The 13,422-nt window shown below is 67.8% G+C and carries 14 protein-coding genes; 2 read left to right on the top strand and 12 right to left on the bottom strand.

Going from position 1 to position 13,422, the window contains the following annotated elements:
* Nucleotides 1-2: 2 nt before the first annotated feature.
* From AC07UK_RS12580 to AC07UK_RS12525, 12 genes are all read right to left on the bottom strand, one after another.
* Complete coding sequence (locus AC07UK_RS12580) at nucleotides 3-1,238, bottom strand: CaiB/BaiF CoA transferase family protein (protein WP_436225048.1); 1,236 nt, start codon at nucleotides 1,236-1,238, stop codon at nucleotides 3-5.
* A 1-nt stretch (nucleotide 1,239) separates the two neighbouring features.
* Complete coding sequence (locus AC07UK_RS12575) at nucleotides 1,240-1,665, bottom strand: PaaI family thioesterase (RefSeq protein ID WP_436225049.1); 426 nt, start codon at nucleotides 1,663-1,665, stop codon at nucleotides 1,240-1,242.
* Nucleotides 1,662-2,645 (bottom strand): tripartite tricarboxylate transporter substrate binding protein, encoded by a 984-nt coding sequence (locus tag AC07UK_RS12570; protein ID WP_436225050.1) that lies wholly within the window; start codon nucleotides 2,643-2,645, stop codon nucleotides 1,662-1,664. The genes AC07UK_RS12575 and AC07UK_RS12570 overlap by 4 nt, the downstream gene beginning before the upstream one ends.
* Nucleotides 2,646-2,677: 32 nt before the next feature.
* The gene (locus tag AC07UK_RS12565) at nucleotides 2,678-3,481 is read right to left on the bottom strand and encodes an enoyl-CoA hydratase/isomerase family protein (protein WP_436225051.1); all 804 of its coding nucleotides are present in this window, start codon (nucleotides 3,479-3,481) and stop codon (nucleotides 2,678-2,680) included.
* A 10-nt stretch (nucleotides 3,482-3,491) separates the two neighbouring features.
* Nucleotides 3,492-4,256 (bottom strand): SDR family oxidoreductase, encoded by a 765-nt coding sequence (locus AC07UK_RS12560; protein ID WP_436225052.1) that lies wholly within the window; start codon nucleotides 4,254-4,256, stop codon nucleotides 3,492-3,494.
* A gap of 1 nt (nucleotide 4,257) precedes the next feature.
* Complete coding sequence (locus AC07UK_RS12555; protein ID WP_436225053.1) at nucleotides 4,258-5,403, bottom strand: thiolase family protein; 1,146 nt, start codon at nucleotides 5,401-5,403, stop codon at nucleotides 4,258-4,260.
* 28 nt (nucleotides 5,404-5,431) lie between these two features.
* Nucleotides 5,432-5,785: a Zn-ribbon domain-containing OB-fold protein gene (locus AC07UK_RS12550; RefSeq protein WP_436225054.1), complete on the bottom strand. Its 354-nt coding sequence runs from the start codon at nucleotides 5,783-5,785 to the stop codon at nucleotides 5,432-5,434.
* A gap of 201 nt (nucleotides 5,786-5,986) precedes the next feature.
* A complete protein-coding gene (locus AC07UK_RS12545; RefSeq protein ID WP_436225055.1) occupies nucleotides 5,987-6,334 on the bottom strand; it encodes a LysR family transcriptional regulator in 348 nt (115 codons plus the stop codon).
* Nucleotides 6,335-6,524: 190 nt separating this feature from the next.
* On the bottom strand, nucleotides 6,525-7,454 hold the full coding sequence (locus tag AC07UK_RS12540) for a LysR family transcriptional regulator (RefSeq protein ID WP_436225056.1): 930 nt from the start codon (nucleotides 7,452-7,454) through the stop codon (nucleotides 6,525-6,527).
* A gap of 83 nt (nucleotides 7,455-7,537) precedes the next feature.
* Nucleotides 7,538-9,652, bottom strand: coding sequence for a xanthine dehydrogenase family protein molybdopterin-binding subunit (locus tag AC07UK_RS12535; protein WP_436225057.1), 2,115 nt, complete (start codon nucleotides 9,650-9,652; stop codon nucleotides 7,538-7,540).
* Nucleotides 9,652-10,626, bottom strand: coding sequence for an FAD binding domain-containing protein (locus AC07UK_RS12530; protein ID WP_436225058.1), 975 nt, complete (start codon nucleotides 10,624-10,626; stop codon nucleotides 9,652-9,654). The genes AC07UK_RS12535 and AC07UK_RS12530 overlap by 1 nt, the downstream gene beginning before the upstream one ends.
* Complete coding sequence (locus AC07UK_RS12525; protein WP_436225059.1) at nucleotides 10,623-11,090, bottom strand: (2Fe-2S)-binding protein; 468 nt, start codon at nucleotides 11,088-11,090, stop codon at nucleotides 10,623-10,625. The genes AC07UK_RS12530 and AC07UK_RS12525 overlap by 4 nt, the downstream gene beginning before the upstream one ends.
* A gap of 536 nt (nucleotides 11,091-11,626) precedes the next feature.
* Between AC07UK_RS12525 and AC07UK_RS12520 the strand changes: the two genes are divergently transcribed.
* Both AC07UK_RS12520 and AC07UK_RS12515 read left to right on the top strand, forming a co-directional pair.
* Nucleotides 11,627-12,511 carry a helix-turn-helix transcriptional regulator gene (locus tag AC07UK_RS12520; RefSeq protein ID WP_494686412.1) on the top strand — a complete coding sequence of 295 codons (885 nt, stop codon included), beginning with the start codon at nucleotides 11,627-11,629 and terminating at the stop codon, nucleotides 12,509-12,511.
* Nucleotides 12,512-12,642: 131 nt separating this feature from the next.
* Complete coding sequence (locus tag AC07UK_RS12515; protein WP_494686413.1) at nucleotides 12,643-13,416, top strand: SDR family NAD(P)-dependent oxidoreductase; 774 nt, start codon at nucleotides 12,643-12,645, stop codon at nucleotides 13,414-13,416.
* The last annotated feature ends 6 nt before the right edge of the window (nucleotides 13,417-13,422 follow it).

The following is a 13,422-nucleotide window of genomic DNA, read 5'->3' as shown; positions in this document are numbered from 1 at the left end:
GCTCACGATGCCGCCGCGACCACGTGTCGCTTCTCCTCGATATCGCCGCAGTGGATAGCGCCCCGTGACGACAGCGCGGCGATTTCGTCGCGGCTGTAGCCAAGCTCGCCCAGCACCGCCTGCGTATGCTGCCCGCAAGCCGGTGCTGGCCGCGCTGGTAACGCGTTCTCCTGAGCGCTGTTGATCGGGAAACCCGGCACGCGGATCTCGCCCAAAGTGTCGTGCCGGACGCGTTGCACCATGCGGTTGGCAGCCACCTGCGGATGCGCCATGACATCCTCGTAGGTCGCGACGGGCGCGCACAGGATGTCGGCGTCCTGGAACAACGCCAGCCATGTGCTGGTCGTGCGGGTGACGAAGACACTGGTCAGCGCCTCGACCATTGCCGCGTGATTGGCCACGCGCAGCGGCGAGGTGGCAAAGCGCGGGTCGTCGGCCAGTTCGGGCCGGCCCAGCACATCGCACAACCGGCGCCAGCGCTCGGGCATGTAGGCGGCTACCATGACCCAGCCGTCGGCGGTGCGGAAGGCCTGGTTCGGCGCGGAGTAGGGCGCCGCGCTGCCCACGCGTTCCGGCAGTTGCCCGTCCGCGCAATAGCTGGTGATGGACGACTGCTGCAGCGCCAGCGCCGCATTGAGCAGGTTGACGTCGAGATGGCCGCCCAGGCCGTCGCGTGCCCGCTGCGCGAGCTTTGCCAGCACGCCCACGCAGGCCACGTAGCCGGTCGTCACGTCGACCACCGGCGCCTGCACCTTGCACGGCTCGGCGTCGGGCAGGCCGATCAGGCTCATCAGGCCGGAATCCGCCTGCATGATGCCGTCGACGCCGGCGCGGCCCGCGTACGGTCCCTCTTGCCCGTAGGCGGAAATCGAGCAGTAGATCAGCGCCGGGTGGGCTTCGGCCAGTTGCGCATGGCCGAGGCCTAGGCGCTCCATAACCCCCGGGCGCATGCTTTCCACCACGATGTCGGCATCCGCGATCAGGCGACGTGCCACGGCCACGCCGTCGGCGGACTTGAGGTCGAGCGCCACGCCCAGCTTGTTGCGGTTGAAGCCGTGGAACAGCGCGCTGTCGTCGCCGAGCCAGCCGGGTCCCAGCCCGCGGCCCAGCTCGCCGCCGGGCGGCTCCACCTTGATGACCCTGGCGCCCATGTCGGCCAGCAGCATGGTGCAGGTCGGCCCGGCGCCGATCTGCGTGAAGTCGATGACGGTCAGGCCGTCCAGTGCGTCGCGCAACATGTCATGCCTCCGGAAGGGTACGGGATCGTTTGAACGTGCCTTGTGCGGTCGCCACCAGCACGCCGGCATCGGTGGCCAGCTCCGCCGAGGCGAAGTACAGGCTCTTGCCGGCACGGGTGACCTGCGCCGTGGCGCGCAACCGGCCCGTGCTGGCCTTGCTGAGATAGCTGATCGTCAGCATCACCGTGACGGCGTGGCCGAGCGCGCCGTCAGGGCCGGCAGGCAACCCGGCGTAGCCGCAGGCGGCGTCGAGCAGGGTGGCGGTGACGCCGCCCTGCACGCTGCCCTGCCGGTTCAGGTGGCGCGGCTCGAGGTCGAGCTCGAAGGTGCAGCGGCCGTCGCCGACGCTGGCCAGGCGGATGCCGAGGTAGTCCAGCAACGGGTTGTCCGTCGGCGGCAGTGCGGCGGGATAGATAGGCGTGTTCATAGCGCCACCTTGATGCCGTTGTCCTGGATCAGGCGCTGCCAGCGCGCCATCTCCTTGCCGATATAGGCCTTCAGCTCGGCCGGCGACGAAGCCTGCGGCTCGAAGCCCTGCTTGCCCATCTGCTCCGCCACGTCAGGCGATTTCAGCGCGGCTACCAGCGCGGCGTTGATCTTGTCGACCACCGGCTTGGGCGTCCGCGCTGGCGCCAGCAGGCTGTACCACAGCTCGGCGTCATAGCCGACCACGCCGGCTTCCGCAAAAGTCGGCAGGTCCGGCATCAGCGCGGTGCGCTTCTTGCCGGCGATGCCGAGCGCGCGCAGCTTGCCGGCGCGCACGTACTGGATCGCCGAGGCAAAAGTGGCGAAGGAGATCTGCACCTGGCCGCCCATCAGGTCGGTGATCGACGGCCCGGTGCCGCGATAGGGCACGTGCAGCAGTTCGGTCTTGTTGAGCTTGGCAAAGACCTCACCGGCGAGGTGCTGCGGCGTGCCGTTGCCCGGGCTGCTGTAGCTCAGCTTGCCCGGATTGGTGCGGGTGTACTGGATAAAGTCCTGCAGCGTGCGGAACGGCTGGTTGGGGTTGGCGACCAGCATGATCGGCACCGACGCGATCCGTCCCACGGGCTCAAAGTCGCGTTCGATGTTGAACGGAATCTTGGTGCCGAGGAACGGGTTCATCGTCACCTGGCTCGACGCGATCACCAGCGTATAGCCGTCCGGCGCCGCATGGGCGACGTAGTCGGCGCCTAGGTTGCCGCCCGCGCCGGGCTTGTTCTCGATGACGATGGTCTGGCCCAGCAGCTGGCCCATCTTGGGCGCGATCAGCCGCGCCAGGATGTCGTTGCCGCCGCCGGGGGCGAACGGCACCACCAGGGTAATCGGCTTCTGCGTGGGGAAGGGCGCCTGCGCCGCCGCGCCCAGTGCCGTGGCTGCCAGCATGCCGGCCAGCGCCGCGCGTGCGAATCGGGTAATACGAGTCATGCTTTGTCTCCTGTGTGTCTGTTTTCAAACGCTCAGCGGCCCGTGTAGCGGGGCTGGCGCTTCTCCGCAAATGCCTGCCGGCCTTCGGTCCGGTCGGCGGTATCGCGCAGCACGCCCCAGTAGAGTTCAGTCAGCTGCTGCGCATCGGCTTCGCTGAGGTGGCTGGTCTGGCGCGACAGCTTCTTCACCGCCTGAACCGCCAGCGGTGCATTGGCCGCGATGCGCTTAGCGATCGCCAGCGCACGGTCAAGCAGCGCAGCCGGCGCCACCGTTTCGGTGACCAGCCCGATGCGCGCGGCCTGCGCCGCGTCAATCCGCTCGCCGGTCAGCACCATCTGCATCGCATGCGCCGCCGGCACGGCCTTGAGCAGGCGATGCAGACCCGAGACGGCGGGGATCGACCCGACCGCGGCTTCGGGCAGGCCGAAGCTCGCCTGCTCCGACGCAATCCGCACATCGCATTGCAACGCGATCTCCAGCCCCGCCCCGAGGCAATGCCCGTTGACCGCCGCGATCAGCGGCTTGCACAGGCCCAGGTCGCTCAGGTCCATCAGCCGGATATAGAGGCCGAGGTCGGCCGCCTGCTCCGGCGCGCGGAACAGCGCTTCCGGGTAGGTGGCGGGCGAGCTGCGCGTGCCTTTCAGGTCGGCGCCCGCGCAGAAGGCGCGCGTGCCGGCGCCGGTCAGGACGGCCACGCGCAGGTCGTCGCGGTCGCGCACTTCGGTGAGGTGCGCACGCAGTTCGCGCAGCGCGGTCACGTCCAGCGCATTGAGTGCCTCGGGCCGGTCGATCGTCAGCACAGCGACCGCGCCTTCGGTGTGGAGTCGTACGGTCATGGGGGCCTCCTTACACGCTCGGCGACGACAGGCTGCGCCCGCCACAGACATAGAGCGTCTGCCCGGTCACATACGACGACTGCGGGTCAAGGAAGAAGCTGACCGCGTTGGCGATATCGTCGGCGGTGCCGATGCGCTGCACCGGAACCGACTTCTGCAGCCGCGCCTGCACCTCGGGCGTAAAGCCGCGGAACAGCGGGGTATCGACGATGCCCGGCGCCACCGCATTGACGGTGATGCCCTTGCTCGCAAACTCGATCGCCAGCGAGCGCGTCAGGCTGACCACGCCGCCCTTGGCGGCAGAGTAGTTGGCCTGCCCGAAGCCGCCCAGCCAGGCCCGCGACGAGATATTGACCACGCGCCCGTAGCCGCGCTCGACCATTCCCGGCAGCGCCGCGCGGCAGCACAGGAACTGCGAGCGCAGGTTGGTATCGATGACCAGGTCCCAGTCCTCGTCGGTCATCTTCAGGAAACGCATGTCGCGCACCGCGCCGGCGTTGTTGACCAGGTAGTCGACGCGGCCAGTCCGCGCCTCCACTTGCGCGAAGGCGTCGTTGACCGCTGCCGAGTCGGTCAGGTCGACGCTGGCGCCAATGGCGTTGAAGCCTTCGGCAACCAGCGCGCTGACGGCGGTATCAAGCGCGGCGGCGTCGCGGTCGAGCAGGGCCACGGCCAGCCCCTGGCGCGCCAGTTGCGTGGCGATTCCCAGGCCGATGCCGCGCGCGGCGCCGGTGACCACGGCCACATGGGAAGGATCGAAGCGTTGCGTGCCCATCTCAGACTCCCAGCAAGTGGACGGAAGAAGCGGCGTGGTCCACGCCCGCGATGCCGCCGCCGGTGCATTGCGTCAGGCCGATGCGCGCATCCGCCACCTGGCGGTCGCCGGCGCGGGCTTGCAGCTGCCACAGGATCTCGACCATCTGCGCCACGCCGGTAGCGCCCAGCGGATGGCCCTTTGCCAGCAGGCCGCCGCTCGGGTTGACCGGCACGCGCCCGCCCAGGCGCGTCGCGCCGGACTTGAGCAGCGGCACGGCATCGCCACGCGGCGCCAGGCCGAGGGCTTCGTAGTAGAGCAGTTCGGCGATGGTGAAGGCGTCGTGCAGCTCGACCACGTCGACGTCCTGCGGGCCGAGCCCGGCCTGTTCATAGGCCTGGCGCGCGGCGCGCGCGGTGATCTCGGCATCGAGAATGTCGTCGTCGGCCTCCTCACGCATGCCTGACACCACCACCGAGGACAGCACTTTCACCGGCCGCGCCTGTGCCGGCCGGCGCGTGCTCAGCACCACCGCCGCCGCGCCATCGACCTGCGACGGGCAGCACTGCAGCAGCGTCAGCGGGTCGGCGATCATGCGCGAGGCCAGCACTTCCTCGACCGTGGTGGTCTTGCGCTGCTGGGCATACGGGTTCAGCGAGCCGTGGTAGCGGTTCTTCACGGCCACTTCGGCGAGGTCAGACGGATTGGCGTCACGCTCGTGCAGGAAACGCGTGCCGCGCATCGCATATACCGCGGGCAATACCATGCCCGACTTCGCATAGAGCTCGGTCTTGTGGTCATTGCGCTGCAGCGGGATGGTGCCGCCGCCGAGCGCGGTCAGCTGCTCGATGCCGAAGACCAGCACCGTGTCGTATTGCCCGGCCAGCAGCGCGTGCCGTGCCAGGTGCACGCCGGTGGCGCCGCTGGCGCAGGCGTTCTCGACGTTGTAGACCGGGATGCCCTTGAGCCCCAGGTCGCGCACGATCAGCTGGCCGAGGATCATGCCGCCCAGCACGTTGGCGCAGTAGACCGCCTGGATGCGGCCGGCCGGCACGTCGGCATCGGCCAGCGCCTTGAGGATCGCCTGTTGCGCCAGTTCCGGCGCCAGCACGCCGGGGTGGCGGCCGAACGGCGTCATCGCGCCGCCGTGGATGTAGATGTCTTGCATCTTGCTTACCTTTCCTTCTCTCGATCGTTCAGGCCGTGACGGCCTCGAAGACATAGCCCAGCTCGGGGTCATGCCGCTGCGCGTAGCGCTCGCCGATGACCGGACGCGCCGTGCCCAGCAGGCGCCCGAAGATGCGCACCGGGCCGACGAAATCGACATAGCCCAGCGCATACGGTGGCTGCCCGCTCTTGGGCGCGGGATGGATCACGGTGAAGCTGTAGAGCACGCCCGTGCCGGTGATGGCGACGGTTTCGTGGCCGTCCGCCAGCGGCGAGTCGGCGGGCAGCGCCGGGAAGATCCACTCGCCGGTGGCGCGATCACGCGAGGCGAGCAGGTGGGGGACGGGTTCCTCGCTCCAGAGCGGGTAGGGCTGGTCTGACATGGCTGTCTCCTGTTGGTTGGCCTTGGCGTAATAGTTGTCGTCGGCGGCGTGCGCGACAAACGATATTTCCGGCGTTTTCGGTTGAGAAAAAGTCAAGCGAAGTGCCGGAATGAGGCGTCTGGAAAGGCGCTTTGTCTGGGGGACCGGAGCCAGCCGTTCAGGTCTTGCGCTGCCGCGTTGCCTCGACTTCGGACCGGGCGATCATACCCACGCCGATGCGCCATTCAACGCCGTGCCGCGCGGGCGCGGATCGCCTTCGACTGCACGGGCACCATCGGTGTACGGATCGAACTTTCGCCCCGGCGTGGCCGAGGCCCCGCTGCGGTCGAGGCCGGCAACGAGCGCGGCGGCGCCACGGTCATGCGCGCCTTCGGAGAAGGTGTCGAAACGACCCTGCCGCTGGCCGTCGGTGAACACGTCATGCGTGCGCGCTGCCACGCTGGCGGGCGCGCTGTTGGCGGCTGGCGCGGCATTGGCGTTCTGGAGGGAGACGGCGACCGCCAGCGAGATGGCGGCGGGAACAAGGGTGCGTGCGAGTTGGGCAATCATGATGTCGCTCCTGGATACTGGTCATCGAAGAAAGAGGCGGACGGTGGCTGCTGCGCGTTTCCCGATGTGGTTCCGGGGATCGCGCCGTGCAGCCGCCGTTGAGACCAATCTAGGCGTGGAGCGGACGTCGCACTAGGGAGTGGAATGGCGTTTCAATAGCAACTTGTGGTTGCCAGTGCGGGTAGCAGGCTCAGGCCACGATCCCGACCAGCCGCGACAGCGACTGCTCCGCGCCCCGGCCCGCCTCCACCACGAAGTCGATGAAGCGCCGGACCCGTACCGGCATCTGGCTGCGATGCGGGTAGTACATGTACATGCCGACATTGCTGCTGCTGTACCCCGGCAGGATCGCCTTCAGCCGCCCGCTCACGAGGTCGGCGTGGATCATGTAGGCGGGCAGCTGGCCGATGCCCATGCCGGCGCGCACCGCTTCGACCTCGGTTTCCACGTCATTGAAGCTCGCCACGGCAGGCACCTCCTGGTAGATCAGGTCGCCGTCCACCTGCAGCTCCCACGGCACCATGCGCCCGGTCGCGGGGCGGCGGAAGCCCGTGCACTGGTGCTGCAGCAGGTCGTCGAGGGTGGCTGGCTCGCCGTGTCGCGCCAGGTAATCCGTCGCCGCGCAGATGACCAGCGGCAGGTCGCACAGCCGTCGCGCCACCAGGTTCTGGCCGGGGCTGGTGCCGACGCGGAAGCCGACGTCGATCTTGGCTTCGACCAGGTCGGTGAAGAGGTCGCTCAGCACCACATCGAAGGTGATGCCGGGATATTGTTCGCGAAAGCCGCGCACCAGCGGGACCAGCACGCGGCTGCCGAGCGACGGCGGAGCGGTCAGGCGGATCAGGCCGTCGTCGTCGCTCTTGCTGCTGCGGACTTGCTCAAGCGCTTCGTCGAGCTGGCGCATGCCCGGCGCGGCCAGCTCGAACAGGCGTGCGCCTTCTTCCGTCAGGCTGAGCTTGCGGGTGGTCCGGTGCAGCAGTCGCACGCCGAGATGGTCCTCCAGCGTGCGCACGGCCTTGCTGGCGGCCTGCGGGGTGACGCCAGCTTCCACCGCGGCGCGATGGAAGCTGCCGGCGCGCACCACGCCGAGGAAGAGGGTGAGGACACGGGCCTTGTCCATGACTGGCAACCAGAGGTTGGGAATGCGGCCATCATAACGCCAGTCGGTATCACGAAAACAGCAAGGGCAGGCCCGTGCGCGGACTATTGCTCGACCAGGTGCTCGATGCGGATCGGCAGCTCCCGCACGCGCTTTCCGGTTGCGTGGAACACAGCGTTGGTCACGGCCGGGGCCACGCCCACCAGCGCGATTTCACCTAATCCCTTGACGCCTAGCTCGTTTACATGGGGATCGACCTCGTCGACAAAATGCGCCTCCAGCCCCTGGATATCCAGGTTGACGGGCACGAGGTAATCCGCCATATGCGCATTCACCGGCCGGCCGTCCCGCGGATCCAGCGCGGTTCGCTCCATCAGCGCCATGCCGATGCCGCCGACCATCCCGCCCGTGCATTGGCTGGCTGCGAGCCGCGGATTCACGATACGACCCGCGCCATAAGCGCCGACCACGCGCCGGACACGGATCGTGCCGACATCGGGATCGATGGCGACTTCCACGAACACCGCACCGAAGGCATGCATGGAAAACCGGCTGCGCACCTCGGCATCCGGGCCTGCCGTGGCGCTCGCTTCGATGGCGCCGTCCGAGCGGCCTGCGCGCGCCTGGCGCTGGTCCAGCGCGGCAATGCAGGCCGCGCGCACGGCCGAGCCGACGGACGCGAGGGTCATCGAGCCACCGTGTGGCGGGGTAGGCGGGAAATCCGAACGGCCAAGGCTGAAGCGCACGCTGTCCATCGGCAGGCCCAGCGTCTCGGCGGCAATCTGCGTGATCGAGGTGTAGGTGCCGGGCCCCATGTCGCTGGCAGCGGCCTCCACTTCGGCCGTTCCGTCGGCAAGCAGGCGCACGCGGGCGCTGGCTTGTCCATGGAAGACAGGGTAGCTGGCGCAGGCCATCCCCCACCCGATGCGCAGTCGGCCATCGCGCATCGAGCCGGGCGCGAGCGTGCGGCGGGCCCAGCCGAACGCGTCGGCGCCGCGTTCGTAGCAGGCAAGCATGGAGCGGCTGGAGAAGGGTAGCTGCATCCCCTCATCGAGCCGGGGTTCATTGCGCCGGCGCAGTTCCAGCGGGTCCATCTCGAGAGCATGGGCCAGTTCGTCCATCGCGCATTCCAGCGCAAAGACGCCGGTGGCCTCGCCCGGACCCCGCATATAGGTCGGCGTGCCGATGTCCAGCGGCACCAGCCGGTAGCGAGTGCGCACATTGGGACAGCTATAGAGGAACGGTGTCACCGAAGTGAGTGCCTCGGCGAATTGCTCATACCGGCTGGTTTCACCGGTGCCTTCGTGCACGATGCCGGTCAGCCTGCCGTCGGGCGTCGCCGACAGTGCCATGCGCTGCACCGTCCGCGGCCGGTGCCCCGTCAGATGGAACATCTGTCGCCGCGACAGCACCAGCTTGACGGGCCTGCCCACTTCGCGCGCGGCGACCGCCGCCAGCGTGACGTGAGGCCAGGTGCGCAGACTGGTGCCGAAGGCGCCGCCGATAAACGGGCAGATGACTTGGACGTTCTCAGCCGGGATGCCGAGGATCGCCGCGATCTCGGCCTGCTCGTTGATCACGAACTGGCTCTTGCTCCAGAGCGTCAGCTGGTCGCCTTGCCAGGCTGCAACGGTGGCGTTCGGCTCGATCGGGAAGTGATTTTCGCGCGCGGCATCGTAGGTGGCGTCGATGCTGACGGCTGCCGCCGCCAGCGCGGCCTCGGGGTCGCCGCGGACCCGGTCCGCCGAATGAGGACCTGGCTCACGTCCTGCCTCCGGCACCACGGCTTCGGCGCGCTTGTCGAGCGGGTCGGAGACCGGTGATTCCTCGGCATAGCGAATCTGCAGCAGGCAGGCCGCGTGCTCGGCCTGGTCCAGGGTCTGCGCCACGACCACGGCAACTGGCTGGCCGTAGAAGCGGACGCGATCGTCCTGCAGGACATGGAGGCGTTCGCCGTGTTGCGGATCGATAAAACCCTTGTGCGCGGCGTACGCCAGTTTCGGCGCGTTTTCATGGGTCAGTACCGCCAGTACCCCTGCAAGGCGACGCGCGGCTTCGGTGTCGAGTCCGAGCACACGTCCCAGTCCGATCGAAGCACCCACGATCACGGCGTAGGCCTGTCCTGGCTGGTTGAAGTCGGCGGCATACTGCGCGCTGCCGGTCACCTTGGCGCGCCCGTCGACGCGGGCATGCGGCTGGCCGATATGGTTTGCGTTCATCAGACTTCTCCTGCGAGTTCGAGGGCCCGTACCACGGTTCGTTGCAGCAGCGCCACCTTGTAGCGGTTGCCTGGCAGCGGGGACGCGCCTGCAATCGTGGCAAGCGCCGCCGCCTCGAAGCTCGCGCGCGTCGGCGGCCTGCCTTGCAGCGCGAGTTCGGCCGCGCGCATGCGCCACGGGCGGGTGCCCACGCCACCGCACGCGAGGCGAACGGCCTGGATCGCGCCATCCCTGACCTCGAATGCCGCCGCGGCCGATACCAGTGCAAATTCATACGAGGCCCGGTCCCGCACCTTCAGGTAACGCGCTGTCCGTGCATAAGCAAGCGGTGGTACCCGGACCTCGACGATCAGTTCACCGGCCAGCAAGGTGTGCTCGAGATGCGGCGTGGTCCCGGGCAGGCGGTAAAGGTCTTCCACGGGGAAGTGGCGCGCGCCATGCGGACCCCGTACATGGACCACCGCGTCCAGCGCGACCAGCGCAACCGCAAGGTCGGACGGGTGCGTTGCGGAGCAATGATCGCTGGCGCCCAGGATGGCATTGCCTGCGTGCAGGCCGCCAATGGCCGCGCAGCCGCTGCCCGGCGCGCGCTTGTTGCAGGCGGCATCGAGCATGCGGAAGTAAGGACAGCGCACGCGCTGGAGAAGATTGCCGCCGATGCTGGCCATGTTGCGCAACTGGGGAGAGGCGCCCTCGATCAGCGACTCGGCGATCAGCGGGTGGAGCCGGCAAACGTCTGGATGCGCGGCGACATCGGACATGCGGGCCAGCGCACCGATGACCAGTTCGGCGCCTTCCACCCGGATATGGTTCAGCGGCAGCGCGTTGATGTCCACCAGTCGCGTGGGCTGTTCCACGTGCTCGCGCATCAGGTCCACCAGTGTGGTGCCGCCGGCGATGAAGCGGGCCCCGGCCGCGGCCGCCGCCAGCGCTTCAGCTTCCGAGCCGGCTTTCTGCAGTGTGAAGGGGATCATGGCAGCTTCCTCCCGCCGACCTCGGCGATCGCGGCGACGACCCCCGGGTAAGCCCCGCAACGGCAGATGTTGCCGCTCATCCAGAAGCGCACGTCGTCGGCAGAGGTGGCATGACCCTCATTGATGCAGGCGACGCCGGACATGATCTGGCCTGCAGTGCAGAATCCGCATTGGAAGCCATCGTGCGCGATCAACGCGGCCTGTAGCGGATGCAGCTCGCCGTCGGCCGACGACAGGCCTTCGATCGTGCTCACGTGGGCGTCGTTGTACATGGCGGCCAAGGCGAGACAGCTGTTGATCCGGCGCCCGTCCACCAGCACCGTGCAGGCCCCGCACGCGCCCTGGTTGCATCCCTTCTTCGTGCCCGTGAGGTCCAGGCGCTCGCGCAGTACGTCAAGCAGGGATTCACGCGGATCGATCTCGAGGCGATGCAGCGTGCCGTTGACCGTCAGGCACAGCGGCATGCGGGTTGAGCCGTAGCTATCGCCAGGCTGTGGCTGGCTACCGTCGGAACGAACAGAACTGGACATAGTCGACATTCCTCTTTGCATAGCCCAGATGAATCGGGCGGTTGGGGGCAGGGGCTTCGCTCGGGCCTGCACCAGCTTCGGGAGCGAACTGCCGGAATGACCAGGGGGCGCATTCTGCAAGTCTCTGCAGGTTCGGCCTGGCCCTGGCCCGCATCGGGACCGAAAGCTGTGCGGCTGCCTCGGACTGGTGGGACAGTCGTTGAAACGCTACAGGCACCGGCGGTCATCGCAATAGAACGTTGTTGCGCTGCAGTGGACGATTCTTGCGCTGACTCGTTGGATGATAGGTTTGAAGAAGGGGGCCGGCCGGCATGGCTCGCGTCAGGTCCTGCGGATTGTGCGGGCTGGTTTACTTCAACCGGATAAATACATATGCTTCCATGCGCGGCGGGGACCTGGCCCTTTCCCCGACGCTACCGCCGTGGGCCCTTGCGGGGTATGTGCCTATGCGATCGCCGACGAGACATGGCGTGATCGATGCGGAGCTGCCGGTTCGTCCCGATGTCAGCAGCAGCGGGCGCCCGTGGGCTGGCATCACCGTACAGATCCATCACTGGCGCTCGGCCGGATCGGTGTCCTCTCCGGAGCTGGACCACGACATGCTTGCGATGCGACTCGCAGGACACGCCAGGCTTGAGCAGCGGCGATTAGGCCAGGTACACCGCGGCATCGTCTTCCCTGGCAATATCAGCCTGCACCCGCGGCTGGTCGAATCCAGCTGGAGTTGGGACAGGCCCGGTTCCATCGTCATTGCGAGGATTCCGCAAAGCCTGCTGGTCGAAGCCGCTGATGCCACGATCCGCCAGCCACGCGCCGCGCACAGGCTTCGCAATTGCTTCGGGCAGCGCGACGGCTTTGCGGAGACCATTACCTTCACGCTCGCGCGAGAGATCCAGGCGGTCGCGCATCCGGCGCAAATGCTGATCGCCGAGTCGCTTTCCTGTGCGCTGTCGGCGCATCTCGTGCATCGCTTCAATGTCGGTGACCCGGGCGCCTCGTCACTGCCCGGCGGACTCCATCCGCAGGCCCTCAGCAGGGTCCTGGACTATATCCACGGGACACCGGAGGTGGTGACGCTGCAGGCGTTGGCGGATATGGCCAAGGTCAGCCGCTTTCATTTTGCGCGCATGTTCAAGCGCAGCATCGGCGAAACGCCGATGGCGTATGTCGAGCGCGTTCGCTTGTTGCGCGCGCGCGAGATGATCCGTTCGGGAGGCTATCCGTTGGCGTTGGTTGCCACGCTTGTCGGTTTCGCCGACCAGTCTCACTTCGGACGGCGGTTCAAGCGGCATTTCGGATGTACGCCGGGAGAATTTGCCGGGCATAACGGTGCCAGTCAGGGAGCCGCTCTTTAGTCTGTCATGGGGCGGCGGTGGCCATGGCCTGTCCGGCGCCCGTCACCTGCCTCGGCGATTTCATCCATTCCGACGACGCCTTGAACCCTTTGCCATGTGAACAATGTCCCACCACCCAAGGAGACAAACACATGACAAAGCACCCATTCGACCTGAGCGGCAAAGTGGCACTGGTGACCGGCGGCAACGGCGGCATCGGCCTGGGCATTGCCGAAGGGCTGGCCGCGGCCGGCGCCGACATCGCGATCTGGGGCACGAATGCCGCCAAGAACGCTGCCGCCGCCGACCGCCTGGCCCAGCATGGGCGCAAGGTGCATACCGAGCTTTGCGACGTCGGCGACGAGCAGGCGGTCGATGCTGCAATGCAGCGCACGGTGGCGGCGCTGGGGCGCATTGACGGCTGCTTTGCCAATGCCGGTGTGGGCAGCGGCAACAAGGGGCCGTTCGACCAGATGGCCACCGAGGCCTGGCGCAGGACCATGCGCGTCAACCTGGACGGTGCCTTCTTCACGCTGCGCGCCGCGGTGCGGCAGATGCTGGTGCAGGGCGAGGGTGGCGTGCTGTGCAGCACGGCCTCGGTCGCGGCGATTGAAGGCGCGCCGCGCTCCGAGCACTATGCCGCCACCAAGGGCGGCGTGATCTCGATGATGCGGGGGCTGGCGGTGGAGTACGCGCGCAAGGGCATCCGCGCGCACTCGATCCTGCCGGGCTGGATCAAGACCGAGATGACCAGCGTGGCCCAGGGCAACGACGCCTTCCAGGAAATGGTGCACAAGCGCGTGCCGATGCGCCGCTGGGGCGAGGGCAGCGACTTCGCCGGGGTTGCGGTGTACCTGATGAGTCCGGCGTCGGCCTACCACACGGGCGATACCTTTGTGATCGACGGGGGCTACACGCTGTTCTGAGCGAGG

The sequence above is a fragment of the Cupriavidus sp. GW821-FHT07C08 genome, from assembly GCF_059419025.1.
The sequence above is the reverse complement of the archived record's forward strand: the minus strand, read 5'-3'. Positions and strand labels throughout refer to the sequence as shown.

Bases quoted from the DNA above. Each gene is read 5' to 3' on its own strand.
- AC07UK_RS12555 (WP_436225053.1), bottom strand. From the start codon at position 5,403: ATGCAAGACATCTACATCCACGGCGGCGCGATGACGCCGTTCGGCCGC.
- AC07UK_RS12560 (WP_436225052.1), bottom strand. From the start codon at position 4,256: ATGGGCACGCAACGCTTCGATCCTTCCCATGTGGCCGTGGTCACCGGC.
- AC07UK_RS12565 (WP_436225051.1), bottom strand. From the start codon at position 3,481: ATGACCGTACGACTCCACACCGAAGGCGCGGTCGCTGTGCTGACGATC.
- AC07UK_RS12530 (WP_436225058.1), bottom strand. From the start codon at position 10,626: ATGATCCCCTTCACACTGCAGAAAGCCGGCTCGGAAGCTGAAGCGCTG.
- AC07UK_RS12540 (WP_436225056.1), bottom strand. From the start codon at position 7,454: ATGGACAAGGCCCGTGTCCTCACCCTCTTCCTCGGCGTGGTGCGCGCC.
- AC07UK_RS12575 (WP_436225049.1), bottom strand. From the start codon at position 1,665: ATGAACACGCCTATCTATCCCGCCGCACTGCCGCCGACGGACAACCCG.
- AC07UK_RS12580 (WP_436225048.1), bottom strand. From the start codon at position 1,238: ATGTTGCGCGACGCACTGGACGGCCTGACCGTCATCGACTTCACGCAG.
- AC07UK_RS12570 (WP_436225050.1), bottom strand. From the start codon at position 2,645: ATGACTCGTATTACCCGATTCGCACGCGCGGCGCTGGCCGGCATGCTG.
- AC07UK_RS12535 (WP_436225057.1), bottom strand. From the start codon at position 9,652: ATGAACGCAAACCATATCGGCCAGCCGCATGCCCGCGTCGACGGGCGC.
- AC07UK_RS12525 (WP_436225059.1), bottom strand. From the start codon at position 11,090: ATGCCGCTGTGCCTGACGGTCAACGGCACGCTGCATCGCCTCGAGATC.
- AC07UK_RS12545 (WP_436225055.1), bottom strand. From the start codon at position 6,334: ATGATTGCCCAACTCGCACGCACCCTTGTTCCCGCCGCCATCTCGCTG.
- AC07UK_RS12550 (WP_436225054.1), bottom strand. From the start codon at position 5,785: ATGTCAGACCAGCCCTACCCGCTCTGGAGCGAGGAACCCGTCCCCCAC.
- AC07UK_RS12515 (WP_494686413.1), top strand. From the start codon at position 12,643: ATGACAAAGCACCCATTCGACCTGAGCGGCAAAGTGGCACTGGTGACC.